General features: G+C 40.5%; 17 protein-coding genes. 5 read left to right on the forward strand and 12 right to left on the reverse strand.

Going from position 1 to position 16,513, the window contains the following annotated elements; all coding sequences use genetic code 11:
- Window positions 1-522: 522 nt before the first annotated feature.
- Together HWQ39_RS07450 and HWQ39_RS07455 are read right to left on the reverse strand one after the other, a co-directional pair.
- Window positions 523-1,038 carry a hypothetical protein gene (locus HWQ39_RS07450; RefSeq protein ID WP_292843123.1) on the reverse strand — a complete coding sequence of 172 codons (516 nt, stop codon included), beginning with the start codon at window positions 1,036-1,038 and terminating at the stop codon, window positions 523-525.
- Window positions 1,039-1,089: 51 nt separating this feature from the next.
- Complete coding sequence (locus HWQ39_RS07455; RefSeq protein ID WP_292843125.1) at window positions 1,090-1,467, reverse strand: hypothetical protein; 378 nt, start codon at window positions 1,465-1,467, stop codon at window positions 1,090-1,092.
- 270 nt (window positions 1,468-1,737) lie between these two features.
- Between HWQ39_RS07455 and HWQ39_RS07460 the strand changes: the two genes are divergently transcribed.
- The 4 genes from HWQ39_RS07460 to HWQ39_RS07475 all read left to right on the forward strand — a co-directional run bounded on the left by HWQ39_RS07460 (window position 1,738) and on the right by HWQ39_RS07475 (window position 4,990).
- On the forward strand, window positions 1,738-2,550 hold the full coding sequence (locus HWQ39_RS07460; RefSeq protein ID WP_292843127.1) for a ParA family protein: 813 nt from the start codon (window positions 1,738-1,740) through the stop codon (window positions 2,548-2,550).
- A 2-nt stretch (window positions 2,551-2,552) separates the two neighbouring features.
- Entirely contained in the window at window positions 2,553-3,689 is a 1,137-nt protein-coding gene (locus tag HWQ39_RS07465; RefSeq protein WP_292843129.1) for a ParB/RepB/Spo0J family partition protein, read from the forward strand.
- A 112-nt stretch (window positions 3,690-3,801) separates the two neighbouring features.
- Window positions 3,802-4,053, forward strand: a complete 252-nt coding sequence (locus tag HWQ39_RS07470) for a hypothetical protein (protein WP_292843131.1) — start codon at window positions 3,802-3,804, stop codon at window positions 4,051-4,053.
- A gap of 565 nt (window positions 4,054-4,618) precedes the next feature.
- Window positions 4,619-4,990 carry a VOC family protein gene (locus HWQ39_RS07475; protein WP_292843133.1) on the forward strand — a complete coding sequence of 124 codons (372 nt, stop codon included), beginning with the start codon at window positions 4,619-4,621 and terminating at the stop codon, window positions 4,988-4,990.
- 374 nt (window positions 4,991-5,364) lie between these two features.
- Here HWQ39_RS07475 and HWQ39_RS07480 read toward each other — a convergent pair whose 3' ends face one another.
- The 3 genes from HWQ39_RS07480 to HWQ39_RS07490 form a co-directional block, all read right to left on the reverse strand.
- Window positions 5,365-6,573: an AIPR family protein gene (locus HWQ39_RS07480; protein WP_292843135.1), complete on the reverse strand. Its 1,209-nt coding sequence runs from the start codon at window positions 6,571-6,573 to the stop codon at window positions 5,365-5,367.
- A 77-nt stretch (window positions 6,574-6,650) separates the two neighbouring features.
- Entirely contained in the window at window positions 6,651-10,868 is a 4,218-nt protein-coding gene (locus HWQ39_RS07485) for a DEAD/DEAH box helicase (RefSeq protein ID WP_292843137.1), read from the reverse strand.
- A 1-nt stretch (window position 10,869) separates the two neighbouring features.
- Window positions 10,870-12,636, reverse strand: a complete 1,767-nt coding sequence (locus HWQ39_RS07490; protein WP_292843139.1) for an SWIM zinc finger family protein — start codon at window positions 12,634-12,636, stop codon at window positions 10,870-10,872.
- A 99-nt stretch (window positions 12,637-12,735) separates the two neighbouring features.
- Here HWQ39_RS07490 and HWQ39_RS07495 point away from each other — a divergent pair, with 99 nt between their 5' ends.
- The gene (locus HWQ39_RS07495) at window positions 12,736-13,203 is read left to right on the forward strand and encodes an AAC(3)-I family aminoglycoside N-acetyltransferase (protein ID WP_292843141.1); all 468 of its coding nucleotides are present in this window, start codon (window positions 12,736-12,738) and stop codon (window positions 13,201-13,203) included.
- Between the two features lie 408 nt (window positions 13,204-13,611).
- On the opposite strand, the gene HWQ39_RS07500 is transcribed toward HWQ39_RS07495, so the two are convergent.
- From HWQ39_RS07500 to HWQ39_RS07530, 7 genes are all read right to left on the reverse strand, one after another.
- Window positions 13,612-13,971: a hypothetical protein gene (locus tag HWQ39_RS07500; RefSeq protein WP_292843143.1), complete on the reverse strand. Its 360-nt coding sequence runs from the start codon at window positions 13,969-13,971 to the stop codon at window positions 13,612-13,614.
- Between the two features lie 66 nt (window positions 13,972-14,037).
- A complete protein-coding gene (locus tag HWQ39_RS07505; RefSeq protein ID WP_292843145.1) occupies window positions 14,038-14,226 on the reverse strand; it encodes a hypothetical protein in 189 nt (62 codons plus the stop codon).
- Between the two features lie 72 nt (window positions 14,227-14,298).
- Window positions 14,299-14,460, reverse strand: coding sequence for a hypothetical protein (locus HWQ39_RS07510; RefSeq protein ID WP_292843146.1), 162 nt, complete (start codon window positions 14,458-14,460; stop codon window positions 14,299-14,301).
- A gap of 4 nt (window positions 14,461-14,464) precedes the next feature.
- Window positions 14,465-14,656 carry a hypothetical protein gene (locus tag HWQ39_RS07515; protein ID WP_292843148.1) on the reverse strand — a complete coding sequence of 64 codons (192 nt, stop codon included), beginning with the start codon at window positions 14,654-14,656 and terminating at the stop codon, window positions 14,465-14,467.
- A 2-nt stretch (window positions 14,657-14,658) separates the two neighbouring features.
- Entirely contained in the window at window positions 14,659-14,964 is a 306-nt protein-coding gene (locus tag HWQ39_RS07520) for a hypothetical protein (RefSeq protein WP_292843150.1), read from the reverse strand.
- Window positions 14,957-15,358: a hypothetical protein gene (locus HWQ39_RS07525; RefSeq protein ID WP_292843152.1), complete on the reverse strand. Its 402-nt coding sequence runs from the start codon at window positions 15,356-15,358 to the stop codon at window positions 14,957-14,959. Before HWQ39_RS07525 ends, HWQ39_RS07520 begins: the two co-directional genes overlap by 8 nt.
- A complete protein-coding gene (locus tag HWQ39_RS07530) occupies window positions 15,277-16,425 on the reverse strand; it encodes a hypothetical protein (RefSeq protein ID WP_292843154.1) in 1,149 nt (382 codons plus the stop codon). Before HWQ39_RS07530 ends, HWQ39_RS07525 begins: the two co-directional genes overlap by 82 nt.
- Window positions 16,426-16,513: the final 88 nt, after the last annotated feature.

Genomic DNA, 16,513 nt, shown 5'->3' on the forward strand with positions numbered 1-16,513 from the left:
ACGACCCTTATTTATGAATTCACTATTTTGTTATTCTGTCAATGCGTAAGTCCTAGAAGAATAAAATAACTTCCCTTTTTTGCCTAATCTCAAGAGCTTATCATAACCCCTTGGGGGCTAAATGGGGCACAAAATGTTAATCAGTCAAATATACCCCATTTAACACCTATATGCACCCTATATAGGGGTCAAAATCTCACCAAAGTCTTGAGTTATTGTTGGGGTATATATAGCCCCCATATAGCCCCCAAGAGAATTTTTTGAAATCTTTTTATCATGCAGCAGAAATTAAATTAGATCATCGTTGACTCTTTGATTTATTCTTTTTATTACCAATTTACTTTCCCGCAAGATGTAGCTCTACCCTGATCCACTTGGAATTTACTTACAATAAATTGGTCACTTTTCAAGAGATTGCAAGACTTGAGATTGTCGGGAGGACTTGTAAGTTCAACACTGGCAGTTGAAAAGCAATTCAGTCTTTCACTCTAACTTCTTGCTGACTACGTAACGAGTGGGTTACTACTTGCTGACAGGTTCAGCTTTTTCTACTGAATTATCATTCACACCCAAAGTTAATTTCAAAGGGGTTCTTTGGTGGTAAGCTTTTACTACTTGCCAATAAACATCATAATTAGTAGGTAGTGTCTTCTGTAAATTACTCACTCCATAGGTCAATTTGTACTTTACATTCTTCACCAATTCAGGTTTACCTATCTCTTCTTGGGGTCTTTTACGTTGTTCAACTTCATCAACACTTCGTCGCGCCGGTAAAGTAGGCCACCATAACCCTCTGTCATCTGGGCCAACAACTGCTCCTGCCGGTTTCAATCCATTCCGATTCAACATTGAAGTGTTAGCAAAGGTTTCAGTGCGTGGCTGTGGTTGACTAGTTAGGTTATTAGCATACAAAACGAGCCAGGTGTAACTGGTGAGTGCTGTAGCTTCATACTGTTCAGCAGTAGTAGTGCTGCAACTATTTAGTGTCAGTGCCGTTAGTGCAGTTATTATTGAGGGTAAAAATCTCAGCTTTTGCATTATCAATCGTTAATATCTCTTACCAATCACTCTTGAAGAGGGCGTGTGCCATCATTGCTGCCAAGGTGAAGGAATCGCTGTTGTAGAAACCACTTCTCCTGTACTCAATCTAATCGCCGTTTGCTCACAGTTGGGGCACTTAACCTTAATTTGGATGATTGAAGGTCGCCCGTTATATTCTCCAACTACAGGCTCACCCGTAAATTTACAAAGTATGCCCTGTTGGCAGTTTCTGCACTCAAATATAATCTGCCTCACTGCTTTGTCGCAGTCTATAAATCTTACATGCTGAAACCGCTCTGAATATTCTGAGTTTTCAACATGGTGTTTAGAAGTTCGCTGTCCTTGGGATGGCTGCGACGAGTTATCAGCACTACTGCGATCGCTGCGAAGAATAATGTTAATCGCCTCCTGTACATTTCGGGTCAACTCTATTGACCATCAGTTACATTTAGAAACTCTGCCTCTAACTGATTAGCATCAGGGGTCTGTTTTAGTTTTGAACTTGGGTGTTTGAGCTTTGATTGTTGTTTGGGTGGAGTTTGCTAGATTTCATGATGTCTGCCGTAAAACCTTCTTTAATAAATTTTCTTGAATGGAAGACACAATAAAAAAGACAAGTAATTAGTTGGATCATATATTGATATATGATCTCAGCGTCACAATATATGATTCAGAAATAGCACTTAAAGTGAAGCCATGCAAATTCGATTAGCTGTAATTAGCAATGCTGGAGGCAGTGGTAAGACTACACTTTCAGTTCATTTAGCTTACGACTTAGCAAAACGCAAGTACAATGTAGCCCTACTAGACCTAGATCCACAAGGCTCATTAACGTTATTCTGTGGTTTGAATCCACCAGAACCAGAACAGACTTTAGCAGGAGTTCTCAAAGATCAATTTGACGGTGTTTGGCCATTAACTCCTTGCTGGAGGCAGTACACCAATAATGTTGTCGTATGTCAAGGGGGAATGGTATTAACCCAAACAGCAGATGAACTTGTCCTACACAAAAGAGGAGCCTACCTTTTAGCCGACTGTTTAACAGATTATCCACTAGCACAGGACGTAGTTATTTTTGATTGCCCAGCTACCCTTGGCCCTTTACCTTTAATGGCTCTAGCCGCTTGTACACATATTATTATCCCCGTACAGCTAGAACCAAAATCAATTCAAGGAGCAGCACATTTATTGGAATGGTACTACTATCATTGCAAATACTTGCGTTTAAACCCAACTCCAGAAATTTTAGGATTTGTTCCCAATCAATATGATGTTCGCAGAAGTACTCATAGACAGATGCTTGCAGGATTACCTGAACAGTTGCAACACATGAAGATTCGAGCATTTCCAGCAATCCGGGATAGCGCAGAATTTGTCAATGCCAGTGGTCAAGGTTTACCATTGCATATTTACCGTCCTAGTCATCCTGCTAAAGATGATTTTAAAGAAACTACTTCTCATCTTGTGACTTTAATTGGAAAACCTAAGACAACTAAAAAGACAAAATAATTATGTGCGCTCGTAACACTCCTAATCTTACAAATTATTTTTCAGGTGCGAAGCAATCTCAGCAATTATCTCAAGCAGAGGAAGAAATACAGCAATTAAGAGCAGAGATTGAAGAACTTCGTGACAAAAATTCTGGCGAATTGGAAAGACAATTGGAAGAGTTGCGAACACAACTTCAGTCCCAAATAGGTATTTTGTCAATTCCTATCGAGCAAATAGAGCCAAATATAGAACAACCTAGACAAACATTTTTAACTGAAAGTCTTGAATCTATGTCTCGCTCTTTAGCTAGTGATGGGCAGTTACAACCAGTTATTCTGATTCAAAGAGAGAATCATCTATTAATATTTGACGGAGAGCGATGCTGGCGCAGTGCTAAAGCTCTAGGTTGGCAAACCTTAGAAGCAGTTATTATTCCAGAACCGACTGGTTTACATCGTAAAGCACTACTAACTTCTCTACATCGAGAAGACCTTAATCCTTTGGATAAAGCCGAGGCGATCGCGCGTGAATTGTCTACAATTATTGGATTAGAACTTCAAGATATTCCGCGTATTCTTTCAACAGTAATACGACGTTTGAATAGTCAAAAGCGTATAACATCACTGGTGGATTTAATAACAGCAGATGCAAAAAAACAAGAAAAAGAACTAGAGTCTTTAGATTTAAGCGACTCAGAACGAGCAATCTTAAGTCTACTATTAGATTTACAGTTAAATCCTGCTTCTATAGATGCCAATATTTTTCCAATGCTATCTTTAGCAGAAGACCTAAAACTTGCCATAAGAGCAGGACTTAAAGGTGTTCATGCAATGGCTCTACAAAAACTTTCCGCAAAAAATTTGGGATTGACTGAACAAAAAGCCAAATCTATTAGGGAAGAGACGACGCACAAAGTAATAGTAGAAAAGTTGTCTGTTATTGCTACTCGAAAATTAGTAGCTGAAGTAATAGCATCTGAGTCCGAGCTAGCAGTAACCAAAAATACGAAGAAAAAAGCAGTATCCCAAGCATCTAGTCGTTTGCAACAACTCTCTTTAGAGTTGCTCAAGCAAGCTAACCCTGCTGAATTAATAGAATTACAAGAAGTCTTACGTCACAAATTAGTAGAAATTGAAAAAGTACTAAAACAAAATTAAAGATCGGTCGCTACCCTCTGTGAACTAATTGTCACTGTTTTTGTAATGAGATACACGAATATATTGATGCTTAGAAATTATCTTTAAAAATAGAACACCGATTACAGAGCCGATGCCCAGCAAAATTATTGAAGTCCGAGAGTACACGGTCAGAGCGCACAAACGGGAAATTCACACTCGCGTTTTTAACTTCGTATGCAAGCAATGTGAACAACCCACACAACGAGAAACTTTTGGAGTTAGACCGCTCTATTGCGAGAAATGCCGTCCGCCTCAACCTCCCAAGCAATCGAAAGTAGTCCCGATAGGCAAGAGGAAACCTAGAGCGATGAACTATAAGAGTGGGAAAGATATAGGCGGATAATTTTTTGTTTTAAGGTAAAGGCGATCGCTGTAGGGGGAATGTGTTTAACCGAATCATTAAAGTGATCGTTAGATTTTTACAATTCCTTTCCAGCATCAATCATGAAGACTTTAGACTCGACGTTGAATAAGAGTGAGCGATTCTGCTAACTGCTGAGAATATCGGTATTGCTCGTCTGCATACTCACCTGGCTCCAACTCTAAAAGCTGACAAAATTTGAACTAATCAACTTGAGAGTTGAATTCACCAATCGCAGTGGCGAACTTTTCAGCTTATTGGTGTGATTCAGTGCTGGCTGTTGATGCTTTTCCATTATGATTATAAATGCTTCCTTGTCCCGTCATATTATTCTCCCAATAGTATTTTTGTATTAATGAGTATTTTAGTTTTCTGGGACGTTTGGTGACACTAGGACAGAAGCACAAGAGTTGGGATGAATTTTGATCACAACTGAAATCTAAGTAGAAAATTAAACTACTGTAAATCAATCACCAAATAGTTGTTTGATTGCCAAAAAGGTTGATAATATCCATATTGCAAAAATTTGTGAGTAGCGTGGTAGATTATGACATTGAAAAACACTTTTGGTGAATATAGTTTTGTTATTAAAGTAGACGTTACTAATCTAGAAGCTAGTGTTGAGTGGTACAAAGACAAACTTGGTTTGGTTCCCCAATCAAAATATGACACGCCTAACTGGAGACAGTTTAGTTTCCCTGATATTCCAGGCTTTGCAATTGGATTGAACTTAAGTAACTCAGTTGAAATAGGTAATACCGTTAGTACCTTTGTTGTAAACGATATAGTTTCTGCTCGTCAAAGCTTGATTGAAAAAGGAGTAGAAGTTGAGCCAATTACAGATGTTGGTCACGGAGTGCAATTATCCATCTTCAAGGATGTTGACGGAAACTTGTTAGGGCTGCGACAAAACCCGTAGTCAACACCCTAGTACCGTGCGGCGTAAATACACATACCATTTTTAAGCTTAGGTGCAGTCAAATTTTCGTAGCTTTTACAGCACTTCCGGCAGCTATGAGGTACATCCATCCTCAAAGCTGAAAGCTATGCTAGGAGGGGGGCAAGGAGAAAAACTGTATTGCATAATAGCGGGAAGCGCTGTAATGGTTTGCTTATTTCCGCCAAGCTGTACTAGCTTGCTACTGAAATCGGAATCAGGAGGCAGCAACTGAACTCTTCTACCTGCCTCGAAACAAGTTGTACATCTCATTGATTCTTTACAGTATATGGATTTATCTCAAATAGAGGCTTCTCCAGACTTTGTTATTTTCGCAAGCTTCCTCCCTTTTACTTTTAACCAGAAGTCAGCGTTAATTTTTCCTGCTTTTTACCGGAGTTAACCATTTTCACTAAGTATTGATTCAAATAGCTTTGCGCCGAAATGTACAAGCTTTCCCAAATTTCTTGGTTGCGGCTGATTTTCGTACCGACTGTATTCCCTGCTGTTTTCTCCGATATTAAGTATTTGCGGAAATAGTTCGTCCACAAGTGTTGCAAAAAGTCTTCAGCAAATTCGTTAAACGGCAGAATCCATTTATAATCTGGATCCAAAAACACCCGATAGGATGCAATTATCGGTAGTGCCAAATCCGTTGGCGCACCGAAACCAAATGAGTACTTACTATCAGGCAATAATGTATTTTTACGTGTGTCTATTGATGCCAGGTCGTTTACACCCTTTCTTTTAGGGTTACTTATATGTTCTTGAATTAGTTCGTAGAGTCTTTGCTCTATCCACAAGGCATGAGTCAAGAGAGGTAGCAGGGCAGTTAATCTTTCCCTTTCAGTATCGCTGATTTGAGAGGGGATACTCATACCTGCTGGGTGCTTGGTTCGTTTATTGCTGTCAGGATTGTATTTATTTCTGTCCAGGCAGTAAAGCAGTTTTAGTAAATGGGTTACATTGCATTGGGCATTTCTGGGAGCGCCGCTTTGATTCTGGTAATAGGCTATGCGGAATTTTCTGTCTTCTTCGATTTCTAACTGAGCTAAATACTGCTTGATGAATTTGTAATCTCCTCTGGCATTGACTTTGGAACGCGAATCTACTGGTGTTGTCGTATTTGATGCTAAGGCGATATCTTTAGCTTCATCTTCCACCAATCCAATGTGGATAGTGACTTTGACTCTGGCTTGGGTTAGGTCATATTTGTAAGTTTTCGCTTGCTCAAACGCTAAAACTGTATGACCACCGTTGATAATGCCATCGCTTCCCCCCTCACTAGCTTCTAAGACTTCGAGTTCAAGTTCAGTCTTGCTTTTGTTGGGTTTAACTTTATTCGCTGACAGAACTATTCCACTGTGACGAGAGAAGAATTTTTCTGGTTGAGTCGTCACAGAGTCAAAGATTTGTCGGTATGTCGCACTTTTGCGGTTTGGTTCCCTGATATTTGGTTCTAGGGGTAGGTCTGTGGGGAATGTATCTACATGGGCGGTGGCGATGATGCAATTGGGGTTCGCTTGAAAATAGTTATCTATTTTTAAGTTCCAAGTCTTGGGCATAGTTGATTAGAGTTGAATTGGTCTTGAACTTGTGCAATCAGGAAATAAAAAATCTAAAATTATGTCAGAGGGACAGCTTATCCTTCACTAATTAACTGTAACAAGGCTGACGTTGATATCTTGCCACTCATATCAGTACCTTCTAAGAGACTATCTGCTAAATCTCGCTTTTGGTGATGCAATTGCACAATCTTTTCTTCAATAGTATCTTTTGCAACTAGACGATAAATGGTAACAGGGCGTTGTTGCCCAATCCGATGGGCGCGGTCTGAAGCTTGGTCTTCCACTGCGGGATTCCACCAAGGGTCTGTATGGATGACATAATCAGCCGCAGTTAGATTGAGTCCTGTACCCCCGGCTTTGAGACTAATGAGAAAAACATCCCCTGAACCAGCTTGGAAGGCATCGACCCGTTTTTTGCGCTCTGCAACTGAAGTACTGCCATCTAGATATTGATAATTAATACCTTGCTGTTCGAGGTAATCGCGGATAATGTGCAAATGGTCAACAAACTGACTAAACACTAACGCTTTATGACGATTTTCCAGCAGTTCACCCAGCACCTCACCAAAAAGTTGCAATTTGGAACTGGCTAACTCAGCTGAAGGCATCACCAAGCTAGGATTACAGCAAGCGCGACGCAGTTTCATAATCTCAGCCAAAACCTGCAAATGTTTCTTTCCTGCTTCGGCATCACTTTCGGTAAGTTTAGATATTGCTTGACGACGCAATGCCTCATAAAATGCCTTTTCCTCTCGACTTAACTCTACATGAAGGAGAATTTCGGTACGAGATGGCAACTCTTCTAACACCTGATTTTTTGTCCGCCGCAATAGAAATGGTTGTATCAGTTTTTTGAGTTTATTACGTGCAAGTTTATCCTGATATTTTTCAATGGGGATAGCAAAGCGTTGATTGAAGCTTTCAAATGAACCCAATAACCCAGGATTGATAAAGCGGAACAAATTCCACAACTCACCCAGGTGATTCTCAATGGGAGTCCCAGTAGTCAGTAACTTAAAATTAGATTTTAGGCTCATGGCTGCCTGAGAACGTTTAGTGGTCATGTTTTTGATTGCCTGGGCTTCATCCAGGACAATAGTTTGCCACTGTACAACAGAAAGCATTTGCGCTACTTCTTCCTGCTGTAATAAACCGTAACTGCATACCAACATATCCAATGGTTGTAAACCATCCAATAATTTTTGGCGGTTAGCACCAGAAAATTGAATAATATTGAGGGTTGGGGCAAACTTCTGCGCTTCACTCACCCAATTCATGCACACAGAAGTGGGCGCAATAATTAGGGTTGGCCCTTCATGAGCATTTCTGAGAATGACCGCCAATGCCTGCAAGGTCTTACCGAGTCCCATTTGGTCTGCCAAACAAGCTCCTACACCCCAATGTGCCAGACGCGCCAGCCAACAAAAACCTTCCATCTGGTAGTCACGTAGTTCTGCTTGAAGCGTAGATGGCAGTTCTGGCTGGAGGTTTTGCACCTCAAGAAGACGCTCTCTATGTGTTTTCCAGTGTTTATCTGCTTTTACCTTACCTACCTCATCGACAAAATCCTCTAACCCTAATGTTGCTAAGGGGTGAAAACGAATACCTTTATTATGCTTTTCCGAAAACATCCGCAATTCGTCGAGGCGTTTCCGAAAAGCTTGAGTTAAAGCCAAGAATTGACCATCACCAAGGGGGATAAAACGGCTAGGGGTTTTATCCAATAGTTCCAGGAGTTGCTGCATATCCAACACAAGGTCGTTATTCAATTTCAACTCCCCAGTGGCTGCAAACCAGTCTTGCTGACGTTGAATTGATAAATTAAAGTCTTTCAGGTCGGCATTGTGGCTAATACGCAGCTTTTCTCCTTCTGGCCATGCCATGACTACTTTATTTCCCAGCGCTTGCAATTCTAGCAGTAGTTCTAAACATGACTCTGGTTCAACTATTACCCATTCACCATCTTGTTCTTCACTTTGAGCCAAGGTGGGACAGGCGGCTACAGCGTCGGCGGCAAGTTGCTTCTCTTGGGATAGATTTCGTCTGGTTTGGAGACGTTTACCCTCAATCTCAGCAATGACAGTTTCACCACCTGTACCAGGATGGAAGTAAGGGCCACCTTGGGCAAAGGGGCGCGACAACAGGGTGATTTTCAAGCCGGCATTGGCAGGTAAAAGGTGAATATGGGGTATAGTTTGGGCAGGTACTTCTTCTGCTCCTTCTGAACCGCCACCAATGTCAGAATGTACGGTGACGATGCCAGAAACAGCATTAATAGCTGCCAAAACTTGTTTTTTAGCGATCGCAGGTACATTTAATTTATTATCCTTACCTATAATCTCCGCAATGCGTCTGTGTTCTGTTGTAATTTCAATAACTTTGATGCGGGTTGGGGTTTCTTTTATATGCAGAATATTCTGTGATTCTAGTAATTTTGGAGAAAATTCCAAGGTGAGAAGGTCTTGTTTCCCTTTTTTAACTAGTAATTCCGGTTCTCCCTTGACGATTTCTACACGAATATTAGGTGTATCTTCCCAAAAAACCAATGGGTGTCCAATTAAAGCAGAGATGGCTTTTTCACCAAAGGTATAATCAACTTTGCCATAATAGCCCTCATTATATACTTCGATACAACTACATACCCGCATATCTTGAGGCGTGATGTAATCAAACTCAGCTAATCCACTGCTCAAACGTTTGAGGGCTATGGGGCGACCTTTACTCCACTCGCCTTTGGCATTAACTTTCTGTTCCTTTGGTTGCAAGACACATCTGCTGGGATAGAAGGTAATGAACCATGCTAAACGCAGTTCGGATTCTGGTTTTAGGGATGTTTGTGGTTGTTTTTGGAGATTTGCTAGGGCATTGAGGCACATTTCCCAAGCCTCTTGGGGTCGAATGAGGTCTACGATGGAATGAATACCGCTATCTTCTCGTAGTGCTTCTGCTTCTTTTTGATACTTACTACTAGGTTTGAGCCGGGATAGGAGTTCTGCGGTTTCCATTGCCAACCAGTGATAACCGGAGGTAAGCGATCGCCGATATAATGGCTCTAATAAATTAGGTAAGCGTTTTTTCGCACCCTCAGCATCCATCCAGTAAAGGCATAGGGAACAAAACAATGTTTGTAAGCTATTTTCTTCTTCCACTGAAGAGATATGGGCGCTAAGTACAAATTGTTTTTGAGTAATATCACCCTGGTGTACTTGCAGCACCATTTTCAGTCTGCCATAAATAAACCTAAGCCAATGATCTGATTGACGAGACATCAAACTGGTGTACTCTTCTGCTTCTTTGAGGCGTTGCACTGAACCGTCTTTTAACAGTGCGAGGATAAAAAATAAGCCCCCCATTGTATTGAAATATATTTGGCGTTTGCCTGTCGCTTTTTTCAGCTTTTTCAGGGCATCTGTATAATAAGTAATCGCTTGCTCATTCTCACCCCGTAGAAAACTTAACCAGCCCCAAAAGACGGCGGCGTTATTTTGATATTCATCCGATATCCGTTCTAGACTTTCTTGTGCTTCTTCGGTACAACCTCGAAGCAACATTTCTTCTGTCAAAATTAAGTGCAGATAATCTGAGCAATGTTTTCCAGTTGAAGAACATTCTTCTTCTAACAGTGTAAAAGCATCTTCAGACGCAGACAATTTTAATGCTGAATTTAGGAGGATGCTAGATATGCTACTTTCATATAATCCTTGTGGTAAGGTACTCAACCAATCTGCATCAAATGGGTTATTGCATATCTGCTCAAAGATATTTTGTATTACTATTTTTTCTTCGCTATCACCATACTTCTCGTAATCTTCAATTTGCTGATTAATAAAATTAGGATCTTGGCGATAAAAACCTATACGAATTTCTCTGATACACTGGCGTAAACTATGGAATATTCTACGAGAATCATCGTTCCAATGAGTACGTATAGGTAGCTTTTCTTCAACTGCTGTAACAAGGATTTCAAACTGTTCAGTTTTTATAGCATGACGAGTAGCAATTTCTGTAAGTAATGGGTGACATTCAGCGCCTTGTCTGCCTTCTTGCACTAACAAGCCTGTTTTTAACAATTTATCAATTTGAGGACTGAGGGTTTTAGTACTCCAAGGTTTATTGTTTTCATCTAAAGCGCCTGTTTTGCTAAGACAACTTATGAATGAATTTTTGTCTATCGGTGCATAAATTACCGAAAATAACTGGATAATCTTTTGTAAGGAAGGGTGTAGCTCGAAGTATTTCTTCTCAAGAAGTTTTGTTTGCAGTTTTGTGGTGTCAGTTGTCAAATTAATCATATTATTTATTTAGTTGTTTAAATAATTCCATTAATTTACGTTTCCGTCCATGAGCGGCTTCTAATTGTGAACGATAAGCAGACCATTGAGCTTGTTGTCCAAGTTGAAAATAAGCTGTTTTTACTTTTTTGAGCCAATTAACAGCCGCATCATAACGGTCAGCTTTTCCTTGTTCCATAATTGGTTCTGCCCGTCTGCGAGCGTTATCAATTACCCAATCAGGATGATGGAAAACTGCCGCATCCATGACTCGATGAACCAATTCTGAACCATAGTAAGTATCTCTTTCTACTGTTTTAATTGCATCATCAATTAATCCTTCATGGAGGAAAATATCAACCTGAGCTTCTTGTATTCCCCAATTTGGCTGTTCTCGCAGGGTTTGCAGTAAATCTTGTTTGATTGTCAGCCAAGCTTCTCCTGCATAGTCTTGAATTTTACCATAGTATCGAAACGATGGTCTGATTTTAAAAGCAATAATGCTAGCAGTTAAGGCAGTAGCATTATCCTCTAATCCTTGGGCTAAGTCACTTGTCCAAGTAGCAAATTCATATAAACAGTTACCCGTTAAATTTATACCAGCAATACATATTTCTAACGCTTCAACCAAGTATCCATCTTCCCGCAATATTTTTGCTAGAGCAAAACCCTCTTCTGCTCTTTCCATGAGGATTTTAGCCGCAGACATGGCCTCTTCTACTCTTCCTAAAGCTGCTAATTGCGTCAGGTATTGCAGAGTCATTTCTTCTGCTAAAGCTAGATTTAAATACTCTGTGTAACGATTTTGACGTTCAAGAATTTGCAAGCGAATTAATGCTAAATCATCAGCAAAGCTTGGTCGTCCATTTTCCCAAAGTTCTGCGCTATCATCCCCTTGCATAATCTGTTGGAGTGGTTCGTAATCCCAACCTTGATGCAATGCTTCTAAGCTCATACTAAAGTCTGCGCTGATTTCGTCTTGCCATGATTCCAACATCACTTGCAAATCCACCCTTTCTCCTTGAGACATCTCTGCACACAAAATTGCTTCTGTCCAAGCACTGTCAAGAGGTTCTGCTATGGAATAATTATCACCACCATAATCTAGTAACTCATCCCACTCTTGGGCATAAGTTTCGGTAATAGTTTCGAGAATTGTAATTGCATTATTCCCATCTCCATTTTCTGCTAACTCCCGCGCTTTCTGAATTACAGCCAGCAAATCATCTGTGAATGGGTCTTCTTCTGAACCATACTCTAATTCTTTCAATCCATCCCGCAAAATCCGCAAGACATGAGAGCGAAAAGGTGATGTATCAATTTTGCTTTGACGAGTAGAAGGCTGTTTGGTTTTCGGTTTCGGCAAATCTATCAAACTTACAAACTGATCAATATCATCAATTATTTCTGGTCTATTTTCCACCAGTTCTTGTAATAATCGCTGAGTTTGAAGAATATCGAGGCGATTTAATAATTGTTCTAGTGTTGGACGTTCTTCAATCCTCTCTGATTGACGCGAACAACTTAATAAGGTGGCAACGATATGTTTGCACCATCCATCATAATCATAAGCACAAGTACAACTTGCCGAGGTAATTCCACCTGCATCAAAACGAATACTGACCTGATATGGTGTAATTTCGCTACCCTCTACCTCCGCCTGAATCAGATTACCTCGTTTTTTTAGATCGGTGATTGCTCCCCTGCGATAATATTCTTCACCACGACTGTAGGATGAAGCGTTGGAGTTATGGCGTATTATTGCTTCAGAAATCCCTGGAATTGACATAACACTCAAGTCTTTTATTTTTAGCTTACGCTTAAACTGTCTTTATTTCCTATTGGGATTATTTAGCCGCTCAACAGGAATGTAGCTTAGGAAATACCAATGAACTTAAGCATTCAACAGATTGTGCCGGAGGACATTGCATTAATGGAAGCTCTATTAGCAACCTTTGGTGAAGCATTCGATGAGATGGAGACATATAGAAATCCACCTAGTGCAGACTATCTGCGGCAACTACTTGATAGTGACTACTTCATTGCGATCGCCGCATTGAAAGAAGGTGAGGTCGTTGGCGGTCTTACTGCCTACGAGCTTAAAAAGTTCGAGCAGGAGCGCAGCGAGATTTATATCTATGATCTAGCTGTTGCTGCCGCACACCGACGGCAGGGAATCGCAACAGCATTAATTCAGAGGCTGAAAGAAGTAGCAGCAGCATGTGGAGCTTATCTTATTTTCGTCCAGGCGGATATTGGTGACGATCCAGCCATTAAACTTTATACAAAGTTGGGCGTTAGCGAAGACGTATTGCATTTCGACATAGCAGTTAATAGCGACAATGACAATGCCTAATGCTTATCTGAGTAGTGGCTTTTTGAGAAGAGCATACTAAAGAGCGGGTCAATTTTTTACAATCTTTTGTATCACATGAGTCCTAGATCAGGAGCAATCTCATGGATAATAATCTGGGCAATTCTCATTATCCCATCCATGCGCGTGAATTCCACAGACTAACATATTCCCGTCATACTCAACTCCATGATAGTTAGCGCAACCGATACAAGCTATTGGTCGGCTAACTTGGTCATCAAAATCAAAATCATCATCCTCCGATTCATCAACTCGAACTAAGGATGCATTACAGTTGGGGCAGGTTTGAATATCTTGCCCTTTACTTTCAAGTAGGCAAGTGAGCGATTGCCACGAAGTAATGGGCTGACTACTGTTGCTAATATGACTAGTGAGTGACGAAAAATAGGGTTAACTGCATTGGCATACGACCACCTTAGCATCAGTATGCATCGCGTAATGAGCTTCTAGATATTCTTGGGCAACTCTCCAGTTCTGTTCCTTAGAAATACTTTGCGGCTCGCCTTCATAGTTTACCTCCCACAGATGATCATCGTGAAAAATCCTAAGAGAAAATGATGTATAGTCATGAGCTAGATTTTCTAGTTCGCAATGATTTTTGGCATTTTTGTAATCAAAATTGCGATGCTCAACTATCAACTTATGCTCACGGGGATAGGTCTGGATTACCAAATACTCTCCTTCATAAAAGGGATTGTATTTGGTAGCAATTCGAGGGTTGAAAAATAAGAAATCCTGTTCAGTATCCATATAAATAAATTGTAATTTTTCATTTGTCAAACATAGTCGGCAGGGTAAACGGATATGTTTTGAAGATTAATTCTTTCCCTTCGCTAACCTACGTGCCTCACTATAGGCAACAAATACAATACTTGAAGAAGCGGTTAAATTGACTAAGAATGCAGGCGGACGACCACCAGTTACTAATAGCATCACTAAAAAACCAATGCCGACTTGAGCAGTTTGTTTAACTAATGAACTGAGGCTACAAATTGAACTTTTCATAAAAACTAATGCGGTAAATCATGTATTTTTTTTCTTCACTGGCTGTCTAGAATAGAAATTGTACGATCGCGTTTATATACCCCTCTCATCTTCATCGAAAGAAGTTAAAGCTTGTGAGACATTTTGGATTTCAAGAATCGTACACACATCCGCAGCAATCCATTCTGGTTCCATTGCTGTACCAACAAACCGGACTTGTTGAGACTCGAATACAAAAGTTGATAAATCAGACATAAATTCAATTCTCCTTAATTGTTATCCAGTCAGTTAAAACAGCCATACAGCAAGCGGTTAACGTTGGCCTTCTCAAGGTCTTACTTTCATGTTTAGCGATGTAACCGCCCTCTAATTCGTTCTGCTCAAAAGAAACCCCAATTACGTCAAAAAGCTTATTACCAACATCAAGAGAAATAGATTTCGACCAAGACATATTTATCTCCCACCCAATCCCAGAAAAAACTTACTCCAAACACTTTGCTCTTTTGACGCTGATTCTTGTGAGCCTAAAACATTCTGTACCCCTCGCTGATTACTCTGAATCTCCTGCATATTAAAAGCATGAACCGCCTGAGCTAACTCTGGATTTTCTGTCAAAAGTTCATCTTCCAACTCTAACTCTTGTTGCAACATCTGGGCATTTCGACGCAAGAACATCTGCTGATTATGCCGCCGTCTAATCTCCTCTTCAGTTAGGTGTAACTGTTCTGAAAAACTTAAATCATCGTATTGGTTATACATAACGTTGAATCCCTCCGTAAAGTAATTGATAACCTAATCGCAATCTGATAATAAATTCGTCAGTATTACGATTGCCCCAAACGGGATTACTAGGATTCTTAATCCAGTTAACTGGGCTATGACAAATCTCATTATGACAAGAGATACACGTAGGAAATGTTGATACTCCAATGATGTCGTTGCCGTAGTAAGCGTGATGGATCTCTTCACTTTTCTTAGTCAGGCAGACTACACAATAATTGTGAGTTTTTCTGTGTGCGATCGCTACTTGTTTCTTGTACTGTTTGGGATTACCATATCGAGCATTCCAGTTTAATTGTCTGGGTATCCGAGATTTTCTAGTAATAGAGTTACCCCCTTTTCGTTTAACTCTTGCCCCGTTAATTCGTGCCACTTCTGTTTGATTTCCTGAAAATGCGGTCTTCTTCCTAATTCGGTTGCCCATTTTTTAATTTCTTGATACCAGTCAACCTGCTGCTGTGAGGATTGCTGATTATTTTTAGAACTATTAACAGTGTCACCATTCGGTTTGGAATCCTGTTTTTGTTCCAGACCTTTGATATCAAATTCCGGGATTAGGGCAACAAAGGGATTAGACCGAGTGGGAATCACTAGGGCATATCGAACTCCGGCTTTATCTAACATTTCACAAGCCTGTCGCAAGACTTCCAAAATCTCCTTTTTGACGTTTACAAAGTCCTGGGGATGGTCAAGTATATAACTGGATGTCTGCCCCATCGCAATAAAGCAAACGTTTTTCAGAGATGGGCGGCTAAATCCAGTTTCCCCAGAGAGTGGGGACTGGCCCATAAATAAACCATGACCCTTTAACCCTGCCGTGAATTTGATGATATAGTTCCAAAAACCTTGCAAGTCTTTGGCAGTATCAGCATCAACCATTCCCGGAAGTCCCTTGCCACCACCAAATACAGAGTCCACCTCATCTTGAGCAAGAAATAATTCGGGAACACCCTGACATTCACCACCAACTTTTGCAACCCTAGCTTTTTGTTGGTCAATCATGTTAGTGGCGAAAGTAATCCAATCTCTTAAGGCTTTCATGCCGTCAAACTTACGTGTGAATCTGCACAGCCATCTGGTGACATCATCTTTTGGATCGCTGCCAATGACAATTGCCGGACTTTGAGATTTTGCAGCAATTTTATTAATAATCACTCCAGCCAGAGTTGACTTGCCGGATTGTGTGCCACCAGAAATGTAGAAATGGTGATTACTGCGAAGGGTCATATTTTGATTAGATGCAGCATCACACAGTTCATCAATCCAGCCACCATCAATTCTGATGTATGAGGGATAATTAGCAGCGATCGCTCTCAAAATCTGCATAGCGCCAGGATTAATCACGGACTGCACCGATTCTTCATCAATGTCAGCAATATTGGGATTGGGAATACCAGTCGGTGAGGGTGATTGTTGCGCCGGGGGTTCGGGAAGAGTCACCAGACCTTGTAACTGATATTCAGCTATCCATCGGATACCGTTGGCGAATTCCCTAAACAGCTAAACTGAACCGATTAGTTCAGCGATA

The organism is Nostoc sp. NMS8 (assembly GCF_017115045.1).
In the GTDB taxonomy this organism is placed as follows: Bacteria; Cyanobacteriota; Cyanobacteriia; order Cyanobacteriales; family Nostocaceae; genus Nostoc.